At 75.3% G+C, this 17,925-nt stretch carries 18 protein-coding genes; 12 read left to right on the top strand and 6 right to left on the bottom strand.

From position 1 onward, the window contains the following. Positions 1-11 precede the first annotated feature (11 nt). Together PH190_RS03650 and PH190_RS03655 are read right to left on the bottom strand one after the other, a co-directional pair. On the bottom strand, positions 12-1,208 hold the full coding sequence (locus PH190_RS03650; protein WP_274230140.1) for an acetoin utilization protein AcuC: 1,197 nt from the start codon (positions 1,206-1,208) through the stop codon (positions 12-14). Positions 1,209-1,247: 39 nt separating this feature from the next. Beyond that, entirely contained in the window at positions 1,248-2,168 is a 921-nt protein-coding gene (locus PH190_RS03655) for a sulfurtransferase (RefSeq protein ID WP_274230141.1), read from the bottom strand. 85 nt (positions 2,169-2,253) lie between these two features. On the opposite strand from PH190_RS03655, the gene PH190_RS03660 reads away from it, so the two are divergent. Both PH190_RS03660 and galE read left to right on the top strand, forming a co-directional pair. Next, positions 2,254-2,982 (top strand): iron-dependent transcriptional repressor DtxR, encoded by a 729-nt coding sequence (locus PH190_RS03660; RefSeq protein WP_274230142.1) that lies wholly within the window; start codon positions 2,254-2,256, stop codon positions 2,980-2,982. A gap of 51 nt (positions 2,983-3,033) precedes the next feature. Continuing rightward, positions 3,034-4,044 carry a UDP-glucose 4-epimerase GalE gene (galE, locus tag PH190_RS03665; RefSeq protein ID WP_274230143.1) on the top strand — a complete coding sequence of 337 codons (1,011 nt, stop codon included), beginning with the start codon at positions 3,034-3,036 and terminating at the stop codon, positions 4,042-4,044. Positions 4,045-4,055: 11 nt separating this feature from the next. Here the strand turns inward: galE and PH190_RS03670 are convergent, their stop codons facing one another. Beyond that, the gene (locus PH190_RS03670; RefSeq protein ID WP_274230144.1) at positions 4,056-5,198 is read right to left on the bottom strand and encodes a DUF4192 domain-containing protein; all 1,143 of its coding nucleotides are present in this window, start codon (positions 5,196-5,198) and stop codon (positions 4,056-4,058) included. Positions 5,199-5,445: 247 nt separating this feature from the next. Between PH190_RS03670 and sthA the strand changes: the two genes are divergently transcribed. Together sthA and PH190_RS03680 are read left to right on the top strand one after the other, a co-directional pair. Next, on the top strand, positions 5,446-6,861 hold the full coding sequence (gene sthA, locus PH190_RS03675) for a Si-specific NAD(P)(+) transhydrogenase (RefSeq protein ID WP_274230451.1): 1,416 nt from the start codon (positions 5,446-5,448) through the stop codon (positions 6,859-6,861). Then, positions 6,839-7,999 carry an aminotransferase class V-fold PLP-dependent enzyme gene (locus tag PH190_RS03680; RefSeq protein WP_274230145.1) on the top strand — a complete coding sequence of 387 codons (1,161 nt, stop codon included), beginning with the start codon at positions 6,839-6,841 and terminating at the stop codon, positions 7,997-7,999. The genes sthA and PH190_RS03680 overlap by 23 nt, the downstream gene beginning before the upstream one ends. A 115-nt stretch (positions 8,000-8,114) precedes the next feature. Here the strand turns inward: PH190_RS03680 and PH190_RS03685 are convergent, their stop codons facing one another. Further along, positions 8,115-9,242 (bottom strand): baeRF2 domain-containing protein, encoded by a 1,128-nt coding sequence (locus PH190_RS03685; RefSeq protein WP_274230146.1) that lies wholly within the window; start codon positions 9,240-9,242, stop codon positions 8,115-8,117. An 89-nt stretch (positions 9,243-9,331) separates the two neighbouring features. Here PH190_RS03685 and PH190_RS03690 point away from each other — a divergent pair, with 89 nt between their 5' ends. The 7 genes from PH190_RS03690 (at position 9,332) to PH190_RS03720 (ending at position 16,142) form a co-directional block, all read left to right on the top strand. Continuing rightward, positions 9,332-10,213 carry a fumarate hydratase gene (locus PH190_RS03690; RefSeq protein WP_274230452.1) on the top strand — a complete coding sequence of 294 codons (882 nt, stop codon included), beginning with the start codon at positions 9,332-9,334 and terminating at the stop codon, positions 10,211-10,213. Continuing rightward, a complete protein-coding gene (locus tag PH190_RS03695; protein WP_274230147.1) occupies positions 10,210-10,824 on the top strand; it encodes a FumA C-terminus/TtdB family hydratase beta subunit in 615 nt (204 codons plus the stop codon). Before PH190_RS03690 ends, PH190_RS03695 begins: the two co-directional genes overlap by 4 nt. 153 nt (positions 10,825-10,977) lie before the next feature. Continuing rightward, on the top strand, positions 10,978-11,733 hold the full coding sequence (locus tag PH190_RS03700) for a dienelactone hydrolase family protein (RefSeq protein WP_274230148.1): 756 nt from the start codon (positions 10,978-10,980) through the stop codon (positions 11,731-11,733). 3 nt (positions 11,734-11,736) lie between these two features. Next, the gene (locus tag PH190_RS03705) at positions 11,737-11,994 is read left to right on the top strand and encodes a DUF6295 family protein (RefSeq protein ID WP_274230149.1); all 258 of its coding nucleotides are present in this window, start codon (positions 11,737-11,739) and stop codon (positions 11,992-11,994) included. A 181-nt stretch (positions 11,995-12,175) separates the two neighbouring features. Then, complete coding sequence (locus PH190_RS03710) at positions 12,176-12,958, top strand: PadR family transcriptional regulator (RefSeq protein ID WP_274230150.1); 783 nt, start codon at positions 12,176-12,178, stop codon at positions 12,956-12,958. Between the two features lie 220 nt (positions 12,959-13,178). Beyond that, a complete protein-coding gene (locus PH190_RS03715) occupies positions 13,179-14,024 on the top strand; it encodes an alpha/beta fold hydrolase (protein WP_274230453.1) in 846 nt (281 codons plus the stop codon). Between the two features lie 48 nt (positions 14,025-14,072). Continuing rightward, positions 14,073-16,142, top strand: a complete 2,070-nt coding sequence (locus PH190_RS03720) for a prolyl oligopeptidase family serine peptidase (RefSeq protein ID WP_420791567.1) — start codon at positions 14,073-14,075, stop codon at positions 16,140-16,142. Between the two features lie 45 nt (positions 16,143-16,187). Here PH190_RS03720 and PH190_RS03725 read toward each other — a convergent pair whose 3' ends face one another. Then, on the bottom strand, positions 16,188-16,676 hold the full coding sequence (locus PH190_RS03725; RefSeq protein WP_274230152.1) for a GNAT family N-acetyltransferase: 489 nt from the start codon (positions 16,674-16,676) through the stop codon (positions 16,188-16,190). A 21-nt stretch (positions 16,677-16,697) separates the two neighbouring features. Beyond that, entirely contained in the window at positions 16,698-17,096 is a 399-nt protein-coding gene (locus PH190_RS03730; protein WP_274230153.1) for a VOC family protein, read from the bottom strand. 60 nt (positions 17,097-17,156) lie between these two features. On the opposite strand from PH190_RS03730, the gene PH190_RS03735 reads away from it, so the two are divergent. Next, positions 17,157-17,909 (top strand): TetR/AcrR family transcriptional regulator C-terminal domain-containing protein, encoded by a 753-nt coding sequence (locus PH190_RS03735; RefSeq protein WP_274230154.1) that lies wholly within the window; start codon positions 17,157-17,159, stop codon positions 17,907-17,909. Positions 17,910-17,925: the final 16 nt, after the last annotated feature.

Here is a 17,925-nt window from a genome sequence, read left to right on the forward strand (position 1 = left end):
GGGGTGGGGGGTCAGTCGCGGGTGTCCTGGGGGTCGAGGCCGTGCAGCGGGTAGACCGCGCGACGCGTCTCGAGCAGGAACGGGTCGACCTCGACCTCGGTGAAGCCGCCCCACGGCTCGAAGTCGGTCGGCGCCTCCTCGGTCATCGAGGTCGGCAGCGGCCGGCGGGTCTTCTCGCTGGCGTACGCGGTCCAGTCGGCCGGGATCGGGCGCGACGGGTCGACGTCCCGGTCGAGCACCGTGGCCAGCAGGTGCGTCCACGACCGCGGCACCGCGCGGTAGAGGCCGTAGCCGCCCCCGCCGAGGGCGAGCCACTTGCCGTCGCTGTGCTCGGCGGCCAGCGCGCGCAGCGACCGGTAGATCGCCCGGTGCCCGTCGACCGTGAGCGACAGCTCGGCCAGCGGGTCCTCGTGGTGGGTGTCCACCCCGCACTGGGTGACCAGGATCTGCGGCCGGAACGCGCGCAGCAGCCCGGGCACCACCGCGTGGAACGCGCGCAGCCACCCGGCGTCGCGCGTGCCGGGCGGGAGCGCGAGGTTCACCGCGGTGCCCGACGCCCGCCCGCCCCCGAGCTCCGAGGCGAACCCGGTGCCCGGCCACAGCGTGCGCGGGTGCTGGTGCGTCGAGATCGTCAGCACCCGGTCGTCGTCGTAGAACGCGGCCTGCACGCCGTCGCCGTGGTGGACGTCGGTGTCGATGTAGCAGATGCGGTCGTAGCCGTGGTCGAGCAGCCACGAGATCGCGACCGCGCAGTCGTTGTAGACGCAGAAGCCCCAGGCGTGGTCGGCCATCGCGTGGTGCAGCCCGCCGGCGATGTTCACCGCGCGGTCGGCGCGGCCCTCGGCGATCTCGCGAGCCGCCGCGATCGAGCCGCCGCACACGAGCGCGCTCGCCTCGTGCATGCCCTCGAAGATCGGGTTGTCGGTGGTGCCGAGCTGGTGGCGCGGATCGTCGCCCTCGAGCGGCGCGCGGCGCACGGCGTCGAGGTAGGACGCCACGTGGATGCGTTCGACCTCCTCGTCGGGCGCGGGCGTGGGCACCAGCGGTTCGACGCCCTCGAGCACCCCGAGCGCCGTGGCCAGGCGCATCGTGAGGTCGAGGCGCACGGGGTGCAGCGGGTGGGACTCCGAGAGCTTGTAGCCCAGCAGGCTCTCGTCCCACACCACGGCCACGCGGGCCGGGTCCACCGTCGCCCCGGAGCTGGTCACGCCAGAACCGTACCGGGACCCGGGGCGCCGGGCGGCGATCTAGTCCCCGGTCTCCACCGGGCGCCCCGTGCCGCACCAGTGCGACCAGCTGCCGACGTAGAGCCCGGCGGGATCGTCGGGCGTGCGCAGCCCCGCGTGCTCGAGGCCGAGCACGAGCATCGCCGCGCTCACCCCGGAGCCGCAGTAGGCGCCGACGGCCCCGGCGTCCTCGACCAGCGGGCGCAGCACCTCGGCGGCGTCGTCCGGGGCGCGCCACCGCCCGTCGGCGATGAGGGAGGCCGCCGGCAGGTTGGCGGCGCCCGGCACGTGCCCCGCCACCGGGTCGATCGGCTCGGTCTCGCCGCGGAACCGCTCGGCGACCCGGCCGTCGAGCAGCACGCCCTCCCCGCCCGCGGCCAGGCCCGCGGCGGCGTCGGCGGTGAGCACGGGCATGGCGCCGGTGCGGATCTGCAGGTCGCCCGGCCGGCGGACCCCGCCGCCGGCGGTGGAGACCTCGCCGCCGGCGGCCACCCACGCCGGCCACCCGCCGTCGAGCACCGCGACCCGGTCCGCGCGCACGCCCGCCCAGCGCAGTACCCACCAGGCGCGCGCGGCGGCCATCCCGTCGCCGCCGTCGTAGACGACGATCTCGGAGTCGGCGCCCGCCCCGGCCCGCTGCAGCGTCTCCTCGAGCACGTCGGGGTCGGGCAGCGGGTGGCGCCCCGCGGGCCCGGGCGGGCCGGCGAGCTCGGTGTCGAGGTCGACGTAGACCGCGCCCGGCACGTGCCCGGCCTCGTGCTCCACCAGGCCCGGCGGGTCCTCCCTGGCGGCGGCCTTGCGCTCCTTGGCGGTGCGGGGCGGCGGACGCAGGGTCCACCGCACGTCGAGCACGACGGGCTTCCCGTCGGACCGCTCCAGCGCGTCGCGCAGCCAGGCGACGGGCACGACCGGCGTGGGCAGGGGACCCGGCGAGGTGGCCATGTCACGATCGTGCCCTGCCCCACGACGAGGCCGCCGTCCGGTGGGGTCCGCCGTCGGTAGGATGGCCGGGCGGAAAGGGGTGGGCATGAACGACCTCATCGACACCACCGAGATGTACCTGCGCACGATCTACGAGCTCGAGGAGGAAGGGGTCGTCCCCCTCCGAGCCCGCATCGCCGAACGTCTCGAGCAGAGCGGGCCGACCGTGAGCCAGACCGTGGCGCGCATGGAGCGCGACGGTCTCGTGCACGTGGCCGGCGACCGCCACCTCGAGCTCACCCCCTCCGGGCGCGCCAAGGCCGTGGCCGTCATGCGCAAGCACCGCCTCGCCGAGCTGCTCCTCGTCAACGTCATCGGGCTCGAGTGGGAGCACGTGCACGTCGAGGCGTGCCGCTGGGAGCACGTCATGAGCGACGCGGTGGAGCGCAAGCTCTTCACGCTGCTCGGCGAGCCCTCGGTGTCGCCGTACGGCAACCCCATCCCCGGCCTCGAGGCGCTGCGCAGCGGCACCGACATCGACGGCGAGATCACTGCGCCGCAGCGCACCCCGACGCCCGACGAGGCCGGCCTCGTGCGCCTCGACGAGTTCGCCCGCAGCGGCGGCGGCAAGGTCGAGGTCCGCCGGATCGCCGAGCACATCCAGCTCAACGAGCCGCTGATGGCGCACCTCAAGAAGGCCGGCGTGCTGCCCGGCAGCGACGTCGACGTCGTCGCCATCCCCCGCTTCGGCGACGCGGTGGGCGTCGGCCACAAGGGCGCGCGCTCCGAGGTCGACCCGCTGGTCGCGCACGCGGTGCTCGTCCGCGCCCAGTAGTCGCCTGCCCCGCCCGGGGCACGCCCGGCTCCGCCCGGCACACTGACGTGCATGACGCTGGTGGTCACGGGCGGGGCGGGCTACGTCGGCAGCGTCTGCGCGCAGCACCTGCTCGACGCGGGGCACGACGTGGTGGTGATCGACGACCTGTCCACCGGGCACCGCGACGCCGTCCCCGCGGGGGCGCGGCTGGTGGAGGGTGACGTCGCCGCGGTCGCCGACGAGGTCCTCGGGGCCGGCGGGGTCGACGGCGTCGTGCACTGCGCGGCGCGCTCGCTGGTCGGCGAGTCGGCCGTGGAGCCCGCGAAGTACTGGCACGGCAACGTCGTCACCTCGATCGCGTTGCTCGACGCGCTGCGCCGCCACCGCGTGCCGCGCCTGGTGTTCTCGTCCACCGCGGCGACCTACGGCGAGCCCGAGACCTCGCCGATCACCGAGGACGCCGCGACCCGCCCCACCAACACCTACGGGGCCACCAAGCTCGCCATCGACCACGCCATCGGCACCTACGCCGCGGCGTCGCAGGGCGAGCTGGCCGCGGTGAGCCTGCGCTACTTCAACGTCGCGGGCGCGCACGCCGGTGCGGGCGGCGCGCCCGCGCTGGGCGAGCGGCACGCCGTCGAGACCCACCTCATCCCCCTGGTGCTCCAGGTCGCCCTCGGGCAGCGGGAGGAGATCGCCGTGTTCGGCGACGACTGGCCCACCCCCGACGGCACCTGCGTGCGCGACTACATCCACGTCGACGACCTCGCCGAGGCCCACCTGCTCGCCCTCGACCTGCTCGGACAGGCGGGCGCCGCGGTGGCCGAGGCGGGCGGCCACCTCGTGTGCAACCTCGGCAACGGCACCGGGTTCTCGGTGTTCGAGGTGATCGAGGCGTGCCGGCGGGTCACCGGGCACCCGATCCCCGCCCGCGTCGCCCCGCGGCGCACCGGCGACCCGGGCGTCCTCGTCGCGTCCTCGGCCCGCGCCCGCGCCGAGCTGGGCTGGAAGCCCACGCACACCGACCTCGACGGCATCGTGGCCGACGCCTGGGCCTTCGCCCGCGGCCGCGCCACCTGAGCCCACCCGGCTCACCCGGCCCGCAGGCGGGCCGCGGACTCCGTGCTCGCCTCCCGGATCACGGTGCGCACGGCGTCGGGGCCGGCGCCGCTCGCGAGCAGGCTCTCGAGCAGGCCGGCGAGGCGGTGGCCCGGGTCGGCGCGCCGGGCCCGCTCGAGCGCGACGCCGACCAGCGCCGATCCCCCGCGCACCAGCTGCGCGCAGGCGAGCAGGACCGCGGGCTCGGCGACCTCCGGGGCCGGCAGCGCCCGCACCAGCAGCGTCCACAGCTGCTCGGCGGCCACGGCGACGCCCTCGTCGGCGAGCGCCCAGCCCATGACGACGTCGCGCACCCCGGGGTCGGCCAGCGCCACGGCGAGCCGCGCCAGCTCCCCGTCGCCCAGCGGGCGCCCGGCCGCCACCTCGTCCCGCGCCGCCGCGACGGCCGCGAGGTCCCGGCGCGCGGCGGCCGGCCCGCCCAGCTCGCGGTCGAGCACGGCGGCCTCCCACTCGGCGTCGACGAGCTCGGCGAGACGCGGGTGGGGCGGCCCGGGCGCCAGCGAGGCCTCCAGGGCGGCGCGGGACTCGTAGGTGACCTGCCCGAGCCACGCCGACGCCGCGGCCAGCGGCGAGTCGTCGGTGGCGGCGACCCGGCCCCGGCAGTCGCACGGCGGGTAGCAGCGCCACGGCGCGCCCGCCGCGATCCGCGGCACCCACAGCCGGGTCGGCGCGACGATCCCGTGCCCGGCGAAGACCGAGCCCACGGTGTCGGCGACGTCGGTCCGCGGCGGGGCGCCGGCGTCCTCGGGAGCGTCGTCGGGAGCGTCGTCGGGAGCGTCGTCGGGACCCTCCGCCACCACGACCGCCGTCACCTCCGTCGGCCCGGTGGGCACCATGCGCGTGGCGCACGCGCCGACCACGGCCGCGACGTCGCCGGGCGCGGGCAGGTCGGCGCGGGCCACGACGCCGAGGCGCCGCCGGCCGGACGCACCACCGAGGTCGTCGTGCACCGCGACGAGGACGAGGGAGGCGACGGGCCGGAAGCCGAGCAGGTGGGGCACCGCGGCGACGAGCTCGCCGGGCTCGTGCAGGCGCAGCCGCAGGGGTTCCTCGTCGGCGGACGAGGACCCCGGCGGCCCGGGTCGGGGGCGGGCGGGACGGTGACGGTTGCTCACATGGGTTCCGACGCACGCCCGGCCCCGACGGCTCCCACGGATTCCCGGGCCTGTGGACAACTCGCGACCGCGGCTCGCGGGAGTTCGCGGCACCGTCACCGGTGATCCGCTTGCCCGCACCCCCCGCGGCGGCGAGGGTGGGCGGGTGCACCCGGTGGATCCCGCGACGGACACCCCGCCCGCGTCCAGCCTCGCGCCGGCTCCCGAGCCCGCGAGCAGCGCCGCCGCGCGCCGCGACTACGACCTCGTGGTCATCGGCTCCGGACCCGGCGGGCAGAAGGCGGCGATCGCGGCCGCCAAGCTCGGGCGCCGCGTCGCCGTCGTCGAGCGCCGCGGCATGATCGGCGGGGTCTGCACGCAGACGGGCACGATCCCGTCGAAAACGATGCGCGAGGCCGTCCTCTACCTCACCGGCTACGCGATGCGCGGGCTCTACGGCGAGAGCTACCGGGTCAAGCAGGACATCACCGTCCAGGACCTGCTCGCCCGCACCCACTTCGTCATCGGGCGCGAGGAGGAGGTGATCCGGGCGCAGCTGCAGCGCAACCGGGTCGACCTGCTCGGCGGCGAGGCCCGCTTCCTCGACGACCACACCGTGGAGGTGGTCGGCGAGCGGCTGGGCGAGCGGAGCGACGGGAGGGTGTACCGCGGTGAGCACCAGACCGTCACCGCCGACCGCTTCGTCATCGCCACCGGTACCCGGCCCGCGCGCCCGCCGCAGGTCGAGTTCGACGACCGCCGCGTCGTCGACTCCGACGGCATCCTCGCGATGGAGCACATCCCGGCGAGCATGGTCGTCGTCGGGGCCGGGGTGATCGGCATCGAGTACGCCTCGATGTTCGCCGCGCTCGGGACCCGGGTCACCGTCGTCGAGCGCCGCCCGACCATGCTCGACTTCTGCGACGCGGAGGTCGTCGAGTCGCTGAAGTTCCACCTGCGCGACCTCGCGGTGACCTTCCGCTTCGGCGAGGAGGTGTCGGGGGTGTCGGTGTCGGAGCGCGGGACGGTCACCACCCTCGCGTCGGGCAAGAAGATCCCGGCCGAGACCGTCATGTACTCGGCGGGGCGCCAGGGCGTCACCGACCAGCTCGACGTCGAGCGCGCCGGGCTCGAGACCGACGCGCGCGGGCGGATCAAGGTCGACGACCACTTCCGCACCGCCGTGCCGCACATCTACGCCGTCGGCGACGTCATCGGCTTCCCCGCGCTCGCCGCCACGTCGATGGAGCAGGGCCGGCAGGCGGCGTACCACGCGTTCGACGAGCCCGCGCACTCCATGGCCGAGGTGTCGCCGTACGGGATCTACACGATCCCCGAGGTCAGCTACTGCGGCGCGACGGAGGCCGAGCTGACCGAGAAGGCGATCCCCTACGAGGTCGGCATCTCGCGCTACCGCGAGCTCGCGCGCGGCCAGATCGTCGGCGACGACTACGGGATGCTCAAGCTCCTCGTGTCGCCGGAGGACCACGCGCTGCTCGGGGTGCACGTGTTCGGGACGTCGGCGACCGAGCTGGTGCACATCGGTCAGGCGATCATGGGCTGCGGCGGGACCGTGGACTACCTCGTCGACGCCGTGCTGAACTACCCGACGCTCTCGGAGGCCTACAAGGTCGCCGCCCTCGACGCCACGAACAAGATCCGTGCCCTCGAACAGTTCGCCTGAGCCCGGCTGGGCCCGCGCCGCCTTCACCCTCCCCCGCGCCCCCGACGGCGCCGACGCCGTCTACCTCGCCGGCAACTCGCTCGGCGCGCAGCCGCACGCCGCGCGGGCGGCGCTGCTGTCCGCGGTCGACGAGCAGTGGGCGCGGGTCGGGGTCGCCGGCTGGGAGGACTGCGGCTGGTGGGCGACCCCGCAGCGCCTCGGCGACCGGGTGGGCGCGCTGGTCGGGGCGGCGCCGGGGCAGGTGGTCGTCGGCGACTCGACGTCGGTGCAGCTCTTCGGGCTGCTCATCGCGGCGGCGCGCCTGCGTCCCGACCGGCGCGTGCTGCTCTCCGACGCCGGGCACTTCCCCACCGACCGCTACCTCGCGACGTCGGTGGCGCGCCTGAGCGGACTGACGCTGCGCACCACCTCGCCCGACGCCATGGCCCCGGACGCCGACACCGCCGTCGTCGCCGTGCCCGCCGTCGACTTCCGCACCGGCGAGCGGTGGGACCTCGCCGCGATCGTCGAGCGGGCCCACGCGGCCGGCGCGGTCGTCGTCGCCGACCTCTCGCACGCGGTCGGCGTCATGCCCGTCGAGCTCGATGCGCTGGGCGTCGACCTGGCCGTCGGCTGCACGTACAAGTACCTCAACGGCGGGCCCGGCGCGCCCGCCTTCGCCTACGTCGCGACGCGGCACCACGAGGTGCTCGACCCCCCGCTGACCGGCTGGACCGGGCACGCCGACCCGTTCGGGATGACCGAGGCGTGGACGCCCGCGCCGGGCGTGGGGCGCCTGCGCGTCGGGACGCCGCCGATGCTCTCGATGCTCGCCCTCGAGGGCGCGCTGTCGGTGTTCGACGACGTCGACAGCCCCGACCTCGCCGGCGTGCGGGCGGCGTCGCTGGCGCTCGGGCACGCGTTCCTCGAGGCCCTGCCGGCGGGTGCCGACGTCGTCACCCCGCGGGAGCACGAGCGCCGGGGCGGGCACGTGGCGGTGCGGGTGCGCGACGCCGACGGGATGTGCGCGGCGCTGGCCCGGCGCGGGGTCGTCGTCGACGCCCGCCCGCCGGACCTGCTGCGCTTCGGCTTCGCGGCGCCCTACGTGACGCTCGACGACGCCCGCACCGCGGCCCGCGAGCTCGCGGCGCTGCGGTAGCGCGCCGCCCGACCGGGCCCGCTGAAGCAGCGAACGCGCCGTTCGCTGCGCTAGAAGCAGCGAACGGCGCGTTCGTGCCGTGCCGGGTCGTGCGGGTCGTGCGGGATCCGGCGGCTCAGCTCCCGGTCGGGAAGCGCAGGATCGCGCCGATGTGGTCGACGAGGTCGGTGCCCCCGCCGAGGACGTCGACGTTGCCGCCGAGCGCGCCGACGGTGCGCAGCAGCACCTGCTCGGCCGGGCGCTTGACCGGCTCGGTGTCCGAGAGCTGCTCGAGGTTCTTCGGGTCCGTGGAGATCTGCTCCGGCGACGAGCCGACGTACAGCTCGCCCGGCACGTCCTTGCCGTCGATCACCAGCAGCGTGTCGACGGCGCCCTGCCGCGCGGCCTCGAGCACCGGCTCGAAGCCCTCGACGGCGTTGCCGTGGCCCTTGGCCTCGGCGAAGCGCTCGCGCACGCCGGTCTCGCGCTCGGTGGCGATGACGCCGGCCGCCGTGAGCATCGCGTCCTCGAGCGCGTCCTCCGACGCGCCCGCGGCGCGGCTGCCGGCCTCGATCTCGCGGGTGATCTCCGCGAGGTCGCCGGGCAGCTCGTTGCGCACCGACGAGCGCCCCTGCACCTCGCCGGCGAGGACGATGACCTCGGGGCGGAACTGCTTGACGGCGCTGCGGATGCCCTTGACCACCTCGTCGGCGTTCTCGTACGAGGCCATCTCGTGGCGGTTCTGCCGGGTCCGGTTGCCGACGCCGCCACCGCGGGCCTTGTGCACGGTCTCCAGGGCCTGGCCCTTGATCGTCTCCTCGTCGAGCTCGCGGGCGCCCTCGGAGTTGTCGGCGATCACCTGGTAGAGGTCGCCGCCGGTCTGGTCGACCACGGCGAGCAGCACGCGCACCGACCCGCTCTGGCTGCGGTAGTAGCGGCCGAGCTCCGGCAGCGGCGACCAGATCGCGACGTCACCGGCGGCGTCGACGGCCTCGACCTCGTCGTCGAAGAGGATCCCCTCCGACGAGGCCACGAGGACACGCCCGACCCCGGTGATCGAACCCGAGCGCTCGTCGGCGAGCTCGTCGTCGAGCGCGGCGAGCGTCTTGTCGTCGGCGCCGGCGTCCTTCAACTGCTTCTGCAGGTGCTGCCACCGCAGCTCGACCTGCTTGGCCGAGTTCTCGCCGGCCTGCACGGCCTCCAGGTAGACCGTCGCGAACGGCCCCGGCCGCTCGAAGATGTCCCGAGTACGCGACAGGTCCATCCGGTGTTCCTCCTGCTCCACCCCGCCCCGGTGTGGGGCGGGGAACGTCGATTTCCGTGCTCGACGCCTACCCTCTCGCCCGGTCCGGCATGCGTCCCCGGCGGGTGTGCGGTAAGCCCTGCGGCGTGCGGGAGATTCCGGTCGACGAGGTGGCCGACACCGTCCGGCGGCTGTGCGTCGAGGCCAACCACGAGCTGCGCGGCGACCACGTCGACGCCCTGCGGCGGGCCCGGGAGCGCGAGGAGTCCCCGATCGGGCAGGAGGTGCTCGACCGGCTGCTCGCGAACGCCGAGGTGTCCGCGCGCGAGCGGATCGCGTTCTGCCAGGACACCGGGTACGCGGTGTGCTTCCTCGAGATCGGGCAGGACGTGCACTTCACCGGGGGCTCGCTGGCCGCGGCGCTCGACCGGGGCGTCGCCGAGGGCTACCGGGAGGGCTACCTGCGTGCCTCGCTGGTGCGCTCGCCCGTCGACCGCACCAACACCGGCGACAACACCCCGGCGATGGTCCACTACGACCTCGTCGAGGGGTCCGGCGTGCGCCTGACGCTGCTGGTCAAGGGCGCGGGCTGCGACAACATGTCGGCGCTGCGGATGTTGACGCCCGCGGCCGGCGTGGAGGGCATGAAGCGCTTCGTGGTGGAGACGATCGAGGCGGCGGGGCCGTCGGCGTCACCGCCGGTCACCGTGGGGATCGGGATGGGCGGGACGTTCGACCGCGCCGCGGTGCTCGCGAAGAAGGCGCTCACCCGCGAGCCGACCGGGTCGCCGTCGCCGGTCCCGGAGCTGGCGGAGCTGGAGGCCGAGCTGGTCGACGCGATCGACGCCACGGGCATCGGGCCGGCGGGCTTCGGGGGCACGGTGACCACGGTGGCCGTGCACGTCGAGGCCTACCCGACCCACATCGCCGCCTTCCCCGTGGCCGTCAACCTCGACTGCCACTCCCACCGCGTGCGGACCGTGACCCTGTGACGGGCTCGCGCGATGCCAGCCTGGCGTCCACGCCGGCGTCCAAGGCCAGGAAATCCCCCACCTCGATCCGGCTCCCCCTCGACGCGGACACGGTGCGTGAGCTGCGCAGCGGGGACTCGGTGCTCCTCTCCGGGCCCCTGGTGACGGGCCGGGACGCCGCGCACGCCCGCTTCGCCGCGGCCATCGACGCCGGCGAGGACCTCCCGTTCGACCCGGCCGGCGAGACGCTGTACTTCGTCGGCCCCACACCCGCGCGTCCCGGCCACCCGATCGGCGCCGCCGGCCCGACCACGGCGTCGCGGATGGACGCCTGGTCGCCGCTGCTCGTGGAGCGGGGGCTCCGCGGCATGATCGGCAAGGGCCGGCGCTCGGACGCGGTCCAGGACGCCATGCGCGAGCACGGGTGCGTCTACTTCGGCGCGATCGAGGGCACCGCGGCGCTGCTCTCGCAGTGCGTGACGTCCTCGGAGGTGATCGCGTACGCCGACCTCGGCGCCGAGGCCGTGCACCGCCTCGAGGTCCGCGACTTCCCCGCGCTCGTCGTCAACGACCTCCACGGCGGCGACCTCTACCGCGACGGCCCCGCTCGCTGGCGGCGCGCACCGCGGTGATCGTGGGGGCTTTCCTCGCGTCCAGTGACAGCGTGGACGCCACGCTGGCACGACCCCGGGCCTCGCAGACCACGCGAACCACGCCCTCCCCCGGCCCCGGTCGTCGCGGGGTGCTCTGATCGAGCCCGCCAGCCCCAGACCGGAGGAGAGAACATGCAGCACGACGCGGTCCTGGCCGAGACGATCGGCATCCGCGGGCACGGCGACGACGAGATCGAGGCCTACACCGCGCGGCCGATGGACGCCGCCCCGCGCGGCGGCATGATCGTCATCCACCACATGCCGGGCTACGACGCCGCGACCAAGGAGATCACGCGGCGCTTCGCGACCATGGGCTACCACGCCATCTGCCCGAACCTCTACACGCGCGAGGCCCCCGGCGCCGCCCCCGACGACGCCGCGGCCGCCGCCCGCGCCCAGGGCGGGGTGCCCGACGAGCGGTTCGTCGGCGACGCCGCGGGCGCCGCGCGCTGGCTGCGCTCGCTCCCCACGTCCAACGGCCGGGTCGGCGCCATCGGCTTCTGCTCCGGCGGGCGCCAGGCGGTCCTCGCCGGGATCGCGCTCGACGTCCAGGCGGCGATCGACTGCTACGGCGCGTTCGTCGTCGGCGCCCCGCCCGAGGGCTTCCCGCTGCAGGTCTCCCCGCTCGCCGACCGCATCCCGGAGCTCCGGGCACCCCTGCTCGGCCTCTTCGGCAACGAGGACTCCTACCCCTCCCCCGATCAGGTCGACGAGCTCGAGAAGCTGCTCCAGGAGCACGGCAAGACCTACGAGTTCCACCGCTACGACGACGCCGGCCACGCCTTCTTCGCCGTCGACCGGCCCAGCTACCGGCCCGCCGCGGCCGTCGACGGCTGGCAGCGGATCGCCGACTTCCTCGCGCGGCACCTCGCCACCCGGGAGGCGTAGACCATGTGCACCTACAGCACCGAGAAGCTCGACCTCACGCGATCGAGCGGCAAGGGTCCCGACGGCTGGTTCCCGCTGCAGACCGCGACCGTCTACTACGACCACCCCGTGCACGCCCCGGACCCGCACACCGTGAACATCGACTTCCTCAACCCCGAGCGCGGGGCCGGCGCCCGGGTCGCCGTCGAGCTGAGCCTCGACGCGGCCCGCGAGCTCCTCGCCGCCCTCCAGGTCACCGTGGAGCGCGCCGCCGAGCACTGACCCGGTCGCCGTTCGAGCGGAGCGGCCCTTCGGCCAGGACGCCGCCGGGACACACGCGGCGAAGGGCACCCCTCGCCCGTCTCCGCGAGCGACGGGGCCCTTCGCTCGGGAGTTCCTTGCTCGGCCGACAGTCACGATATATCGTCGACGTGTCGCGAACGAACGACGAAGGAGGAGCGACATGAACTGGCACGACTTCCCCGACGGACGGGGACACGGAGAGGACCCCGAGCACCGGGGTCACGGTGGCCACCACGGCGGTCACGGCGGCGGGCACGGGCACGGCCCGCGCCGCCACGGCGGGTTCGCCCGCGAGGGACTCTTCGGCCACGGCGGCCCGCGCGGCGGGTTCCGGCGTGGCGGCGGACGGGGTGGCCCGTTCGGCCGTCCCGGCGGCCCCGGAGGCTTCGGCTTCGGAGGCTTCGGCGGCCCCGGACCGTTCGGTCCCGGTGGCCATGGTGGCGGCCCGCGCGGCGGGCACCGCGGACGCCGGGCGCGCGGCGACGTGCGCACGGCGGTGCTGGCCCTCCTCGCGGAGGAGCCGATGCACGGCTACCAGATCATCCAGGAGATCGGCGAGCGCTCCGGCGGCTCGTGGCGACCCAGCCCCGGCTCGGTCTACCCGACCGTCGCGCAGCTCGCGGACGAGGGCCTGGTGCGCACCGAGAAGGCCGAGGGCCGTTCGGTGATCCACCTGACCGACGCCGGGCGCGCCCACGTCGACGAGCACCGCGAGGAGCTCGACGCCGTGTGGAGCACCGCGGCGGCCGAGGACGGCTTCGGCGCCCTGCGCGAGGCCGGCCGCGGGCTGTTCGGCGCGGTGGCGCAGGTCGCCCAGGTCGGGCGGGACGAGCAGGTCGCCGAGGCGGTGCGCCTGCTCGACGACACCCGCCGGCGCCTCTACCTGCTGCTCGCGGGTGAGGGCACGGCCGAGCCGACCGACACCACGGAGGACGACGGGTGACCGTGACGGGCCGGCAACGCGGACGTCACCGGGCGTCACACGGACGGCCTAGGCTCCCGATCCCGCAGATGGCGAGACCGAGGAGGCCCGAGGACCGGCCGTGCTCCTGCGCCGACCCCCGTCGGGACCCCCCTCGCCCGGGCCCGTCCTCCGCGACGTCCCGGGCGAGGCGTGGGCCCTGCAGTACCGCACCGTCCACGGGTACCGCCGCGCCTTCCGCATGGCGGGCTCGGGGCCGGTGCTCCTGCTGATCCACGGCATCGGCGACGACTCGTCGACCTGGCGGCCGCTGCTCGACGACCTCGCCCGTGACCACACCGTCCTGGCCCCTGACCTCCTCGGGCACGGCGGCTCGGACAAGCCGCGCGGCGACTACTCGGTCGCCGCCTACGCCAACGGCATGCGCGACCTGCTCGGGGTCCTCGACATCGACCGGGCCACCCTCGTCGGACACTCGCTCGGTGGTGGCGTCGCCATGCAGTTCGCCTACCAGTACCCCGAGCGCACCGAGCGGATCGTCCTCGTCGGCGCCGGCGGGGTCTCGCAGTCGGTCAGCCCGGCGCTGCGCGCGGCGTCCCTGCCGGGGGCGCAGCTCGTCCTCGGCATGCTCGGGCTGCCCGGGATGCGGACACAGACCGAGGCCGTGCTGTGGGCGCTCACCCGCCTCGACCACCCGCTGGGCCGCGACGCCGAGGACCTCGTCCGGCTCGTCGACGCCCTGCCCGACGCCACGAGCCGCAGTGCGTTCCTGCGCACGCTGCGCGCGGTGGTCGACTGGCGCGGGCAGGTCGTGACCATGCTCGACCGCTGCTACCTCACCGCCGGCATGCCGACGCTGCTGCTGTGGGGCTCCGACGACATGATCGTCCCGGTCGAGCACGCGCAGCTCGCCCACGACGCGATGCCGGGCAGCCGGCTCGAGGTGTTCGACGGCGCCGGGCACTTCCCGTTCCACAGCCACCCGGCCGAGGTCCTCGCGACGCTGCGGGCGTTCCTCGCCGACACCGAGCCCGCCCACTGGAGCGCCGCCGAGTGGCGCGCGCTGCTGCGGCGCGGCCGCGACTGAAGCGCGTGCCGCCCGCCGCACCACGCCCGCGGGCAGGGACCCACGGCGATGGGTGAGGATGGCCGGGTGAGCTCCCCGACGACGACGCAGGCCGCCGACGACCCGTACCTCTGGCTCGAGGACGTCACCGGCGACGAGGCCCTGACGTGGGTGCAGGAGCGCAACGCCGAGTCCCTCGGGGTCCTCACCGGCTCCGCGGAGTTCGACGAGCTGCGCGACGGCCTGCGCGCGGTGCTCGACGCCGACGACCGCATCCCCTACGTCCGGCGCCGCGGCGAGCTGCTCTACAACTTCTGGCAGGACGCCGAGCACCCTCGCGGCCTCTGGCGGCGCACGACGCTGGAGAGCTACCGCACCGGCGACCCCGACTGGGAGCTGCTGCTCGACGTCGACGCGCTGGCCGCGGCGGAGGACGAGAACTGGGTGTGGGCGGGCGCGGGCGTGCGCTACCCCGACTACTCGCGCGCGCTCGTCCAGCTCTCGCGCGGGGGCGCCGACGCCACCGTCGTGCGCGAGTTCGACCTGCCGACGAAGGGCTGGGTGACCGACGGCTTCACCCTGCCCGAGGCGAAGAGCCGCATCGGCTGGATCGACGACGACACCGTCTTCGTCGGGACCGACCTCGGTCCCGGGTCGCTGACGACGTCGGGCTACCCGCGGGTGATGCGGCGCTGGCGCCGCGGGCAGTCGGTCACCGACGCCGAGGTCGTGTTCACCGCCGAGGAGACCGACGTCGCGGCCTTCGCCGGCCACGACCACACCCCCGGCTACGAGCGCGACTTCGTCGGCCGCAGCCCCGACTTCCACACCACCGAGGAGTACCTGCTGCGCCCGGACGGGACGCAGGTGCTCATCGACGTGCCCCCGGACGCCGAGACCGACGTCGAGCGGGAGTGGCTGCTCGTGCGGACCCGCTCGCCGTGGACCGTCGCGGGCGAGGAGCACCCCGCGGGCTCCCTGCTCTGCTTCGACCTCGAGGCCTACCTCGCCGGCGACCGCACCGCGCGGGTCCTCTTCGCGCCCACGGCGAGCCGGTCGCTGAGCCACCACGCGTGGACGAAGAACCACCTGGTGCTCACGGTGCTCACCGACGTCGTCACCCGTCTCGAGGTGCTCACGCCGTCGCGCGACTGGGCCCGCCGCGACCTGCCCGCCGGCCCGGAGCTGGGGTCGGTCGACGTCGTCGGCGTCGACCCCGACCAGAGCGACGAGTACTTCCTCGACACCGACGGCTACACGCGGCCCTCGACGTTCCTGCGCGGCGAGCTCGGCCTCGAGTCGGACCCGGCACCCGAGGTGCTGCGCACCGCGCCCGCGCGCTTCGACGCGAGCGGGCTCGAGGTGCGGCAGTTCTTCGCCACCTCGGACGACGGCACGCGGATCCCGTACTTCGTGGTGGGCGACCCGTCGAGCACCCCCGGCCCGACCCTGATGACCGGCTACGGCGGCTTCGAGATCGCGCTGACCCCGGGCTACAGCGGGGTCATCGGGCGCGGGTGGCTCGCGCGCGGCGGGACGTACGTCGTCGCCAACATCCGCGGCGGCGGCGAGTACGGCCCCACCTGGCACACCGCGGCGCTCGGCGAGCACCGCCACCGCGCCTACGAGGACTTCGCCGCCGTCGCGCGCGACCTCGTCGACCGCGGGATCACGACGGCCTCGCAGCTCGCGATCCACGGCGGCAGCAACGGCGGGCTGCTCATGGGCGTGATGCTCACGCGGTACCCGCAGCTGTTCGGGGCGATCGTGGTGATGGTGCCGCTGTTCGACATGCGCCGGTTCCACCTGCTGCTCGCCGGGGCGTCGTGGATGGCGGAGTACGGCGACCCCGACGACCCCGAGGCGTGGGGCTGGATCTCGCAGTACTCGCCGTACCAGAACCTGCGCGCCGACGCGGCCTACCCGCCGGTGCTCGTGACGACGTCGACCCGCGACGACCGCGTGCACCCCGCCCACGCGCGCAAGGCCGTCGCCCGCCTGCGCGAGCAGGGCCACCGCGTCGAGTACTACGAGAACATCGAGGGCGGGCACGGCGGCGCCGCCGACAACGCCCAGCGCGCCTTCCAGTGGGCGCTGGTGTTCACGTTCTGCTGGCAGCAGGTCGGGTCCGCTATGTGAGTACTTTCCACGGCTGTCGCCATGGAAAGTACTCACATGGGGCCGTCACCACAGGTCGCGGCTGTACCAGTGGTGGGCGTAGGGGTTGGCGTTGTAGGGCTCGGTCTCGACGAACCCCTCGCGGGCGTAGAGCGCGCGGGCCTCGAGGAGGTCGTCGGCCGTGTCGAGCACGAGGCGGCGCAGGCCGGCCTCGCGGGCCAGGTCGGTGAGGTGCGCGAGCACCCGCCGGCCCAGGCCCTGGCCCCGCACGTCCGGGTCGACCCACATCCGCTTGATCTCCCCCGCGCCGGGCGGGACGTCGCCGCCCTCGAGCCGCAGGCCCCCGCAGGCGACCACCCGCTCGCCCTGCTTGGCGACGACGAAGATCCCGGACGGCGGGGTGAGCGCCAGCGGGTCGTCGGCGATGAGCTCCTCGGACCACTGCGGCTCGGGCGCCCTGTCGGGCCACCGGCGGGCGAGCTCGCCGGCGTAGGCGCGCAGGGCGGTCAGCCCGTCGGGCGAATCGGGGCGCACGGCCGTCAGGGCGATCTCCACACCCCCATCCTGCCGACGGCCCTAGCGGTACTCGGGAGCCACCTCGCCCTCCCAGTCCACGAGCTGCACGATCACCCGGTTCGGGTCGCGCACCTGGAACGCGCGCTCGCCCCACGGTTCCGGCGTCAGCGGCATCGTGATCGCCACGCCCTCGCGCTCGAGCCGGGCCAGCTCGCCCTCCAGGTCGTCGACGACGAACGCGAGGATCAGCCCGGCGGCGTGCTCGTCGCGCTGGTCGGCGGGCAGGGACGCCAGGCCGGTGCGCAGGAAGACGACCGACATCCCGGCGTCCTCGCGCGCCAGTGACGCGAATCCGTCGGCGGCCATGGCCTGCGTGAACCCGAAGTGCTCGACGAGGAAGGCCGCCGAGGCGGCCGGGTCGGCGACGTTGAGCGACACCGCGGAGGCGCTGATCTGCATGAGGACCCCTCTCTCTCCGTACGCTGTACAACGTACGCTGTACGGAGAGGATGTGCCAGGATGACCGCCGTGGCCCCCGACCCCGCGCGCACGCTCGCGCTGCTGTGGCGGGTCGAGCCGGCGGCCGGCGCCCGCGGCCCGCGGCGCGGTCTCGACCTCGACGACGTCGTCGCCCGCGCCACCGCCCTCGCCGACGCCGGCGGCCCCGAGGGGCTCGCGGGCCTCTCCGTGCGCGCGCTCGCCCGGGAGCTCGGCGTCGCCCCGATGACGCTCTACACCTACGTGCCCGGACGCGAGGAGCTCGCCGACCTCGTCGTCGACGCCGCCTACGCCGCCATGGCCCGGCGCGACACCACGGGGCGGCCGTGGCGCGAGCGCCTCACCGCCGTGGCCGAGGAGAACCGCGCGCTCCACCGCGCCCACCCCTGGGCCGCGCGCGTCGACCCGGGCCGGCCGGTGCTGGGCCCCGGCGAGACCGCGAAGTACGAGCACGAGCTGGCCGCGTTCGACGAGCTCGCCGACCTCGCGGACCTCGACGACGTCGACCGCGACGCCGCCCTGACGTTCCTGCTCGACGTCGTGCGCGCGGCGGCGCTGGTCGAGCAGCAGTCCACCGGCCCCAGCGACGGCACGGCGTGGTGGGCCGCCCGCGCTCCCGTGCTCGAGCAGGTCCTCGACCCCGAGCGCTACCCGCGCGCGGTGCGGGTCGGGGCCGCGGCGGGCGCGGCGCAGGACTCCGCCCGCGACCCCGACCGCGCCTGGCGCTTCGGCCTGGCGCGCGTCCTCGACGGCCTCGCGGCCCTCATCGACTGACGCGGCGCTCCGCGGT

The organism is Actinomycetospora straminea (genome assembly GCF_028737255.1).
In the GTDB taxonomy this organism is placed as follows: domain Bacteria; phylum Actinomycetota; class Actinomycetes; order Mycobacteriales; family Pseudonocardiaceae; genus Actinomycetospora; species Actinomycetospora straminea.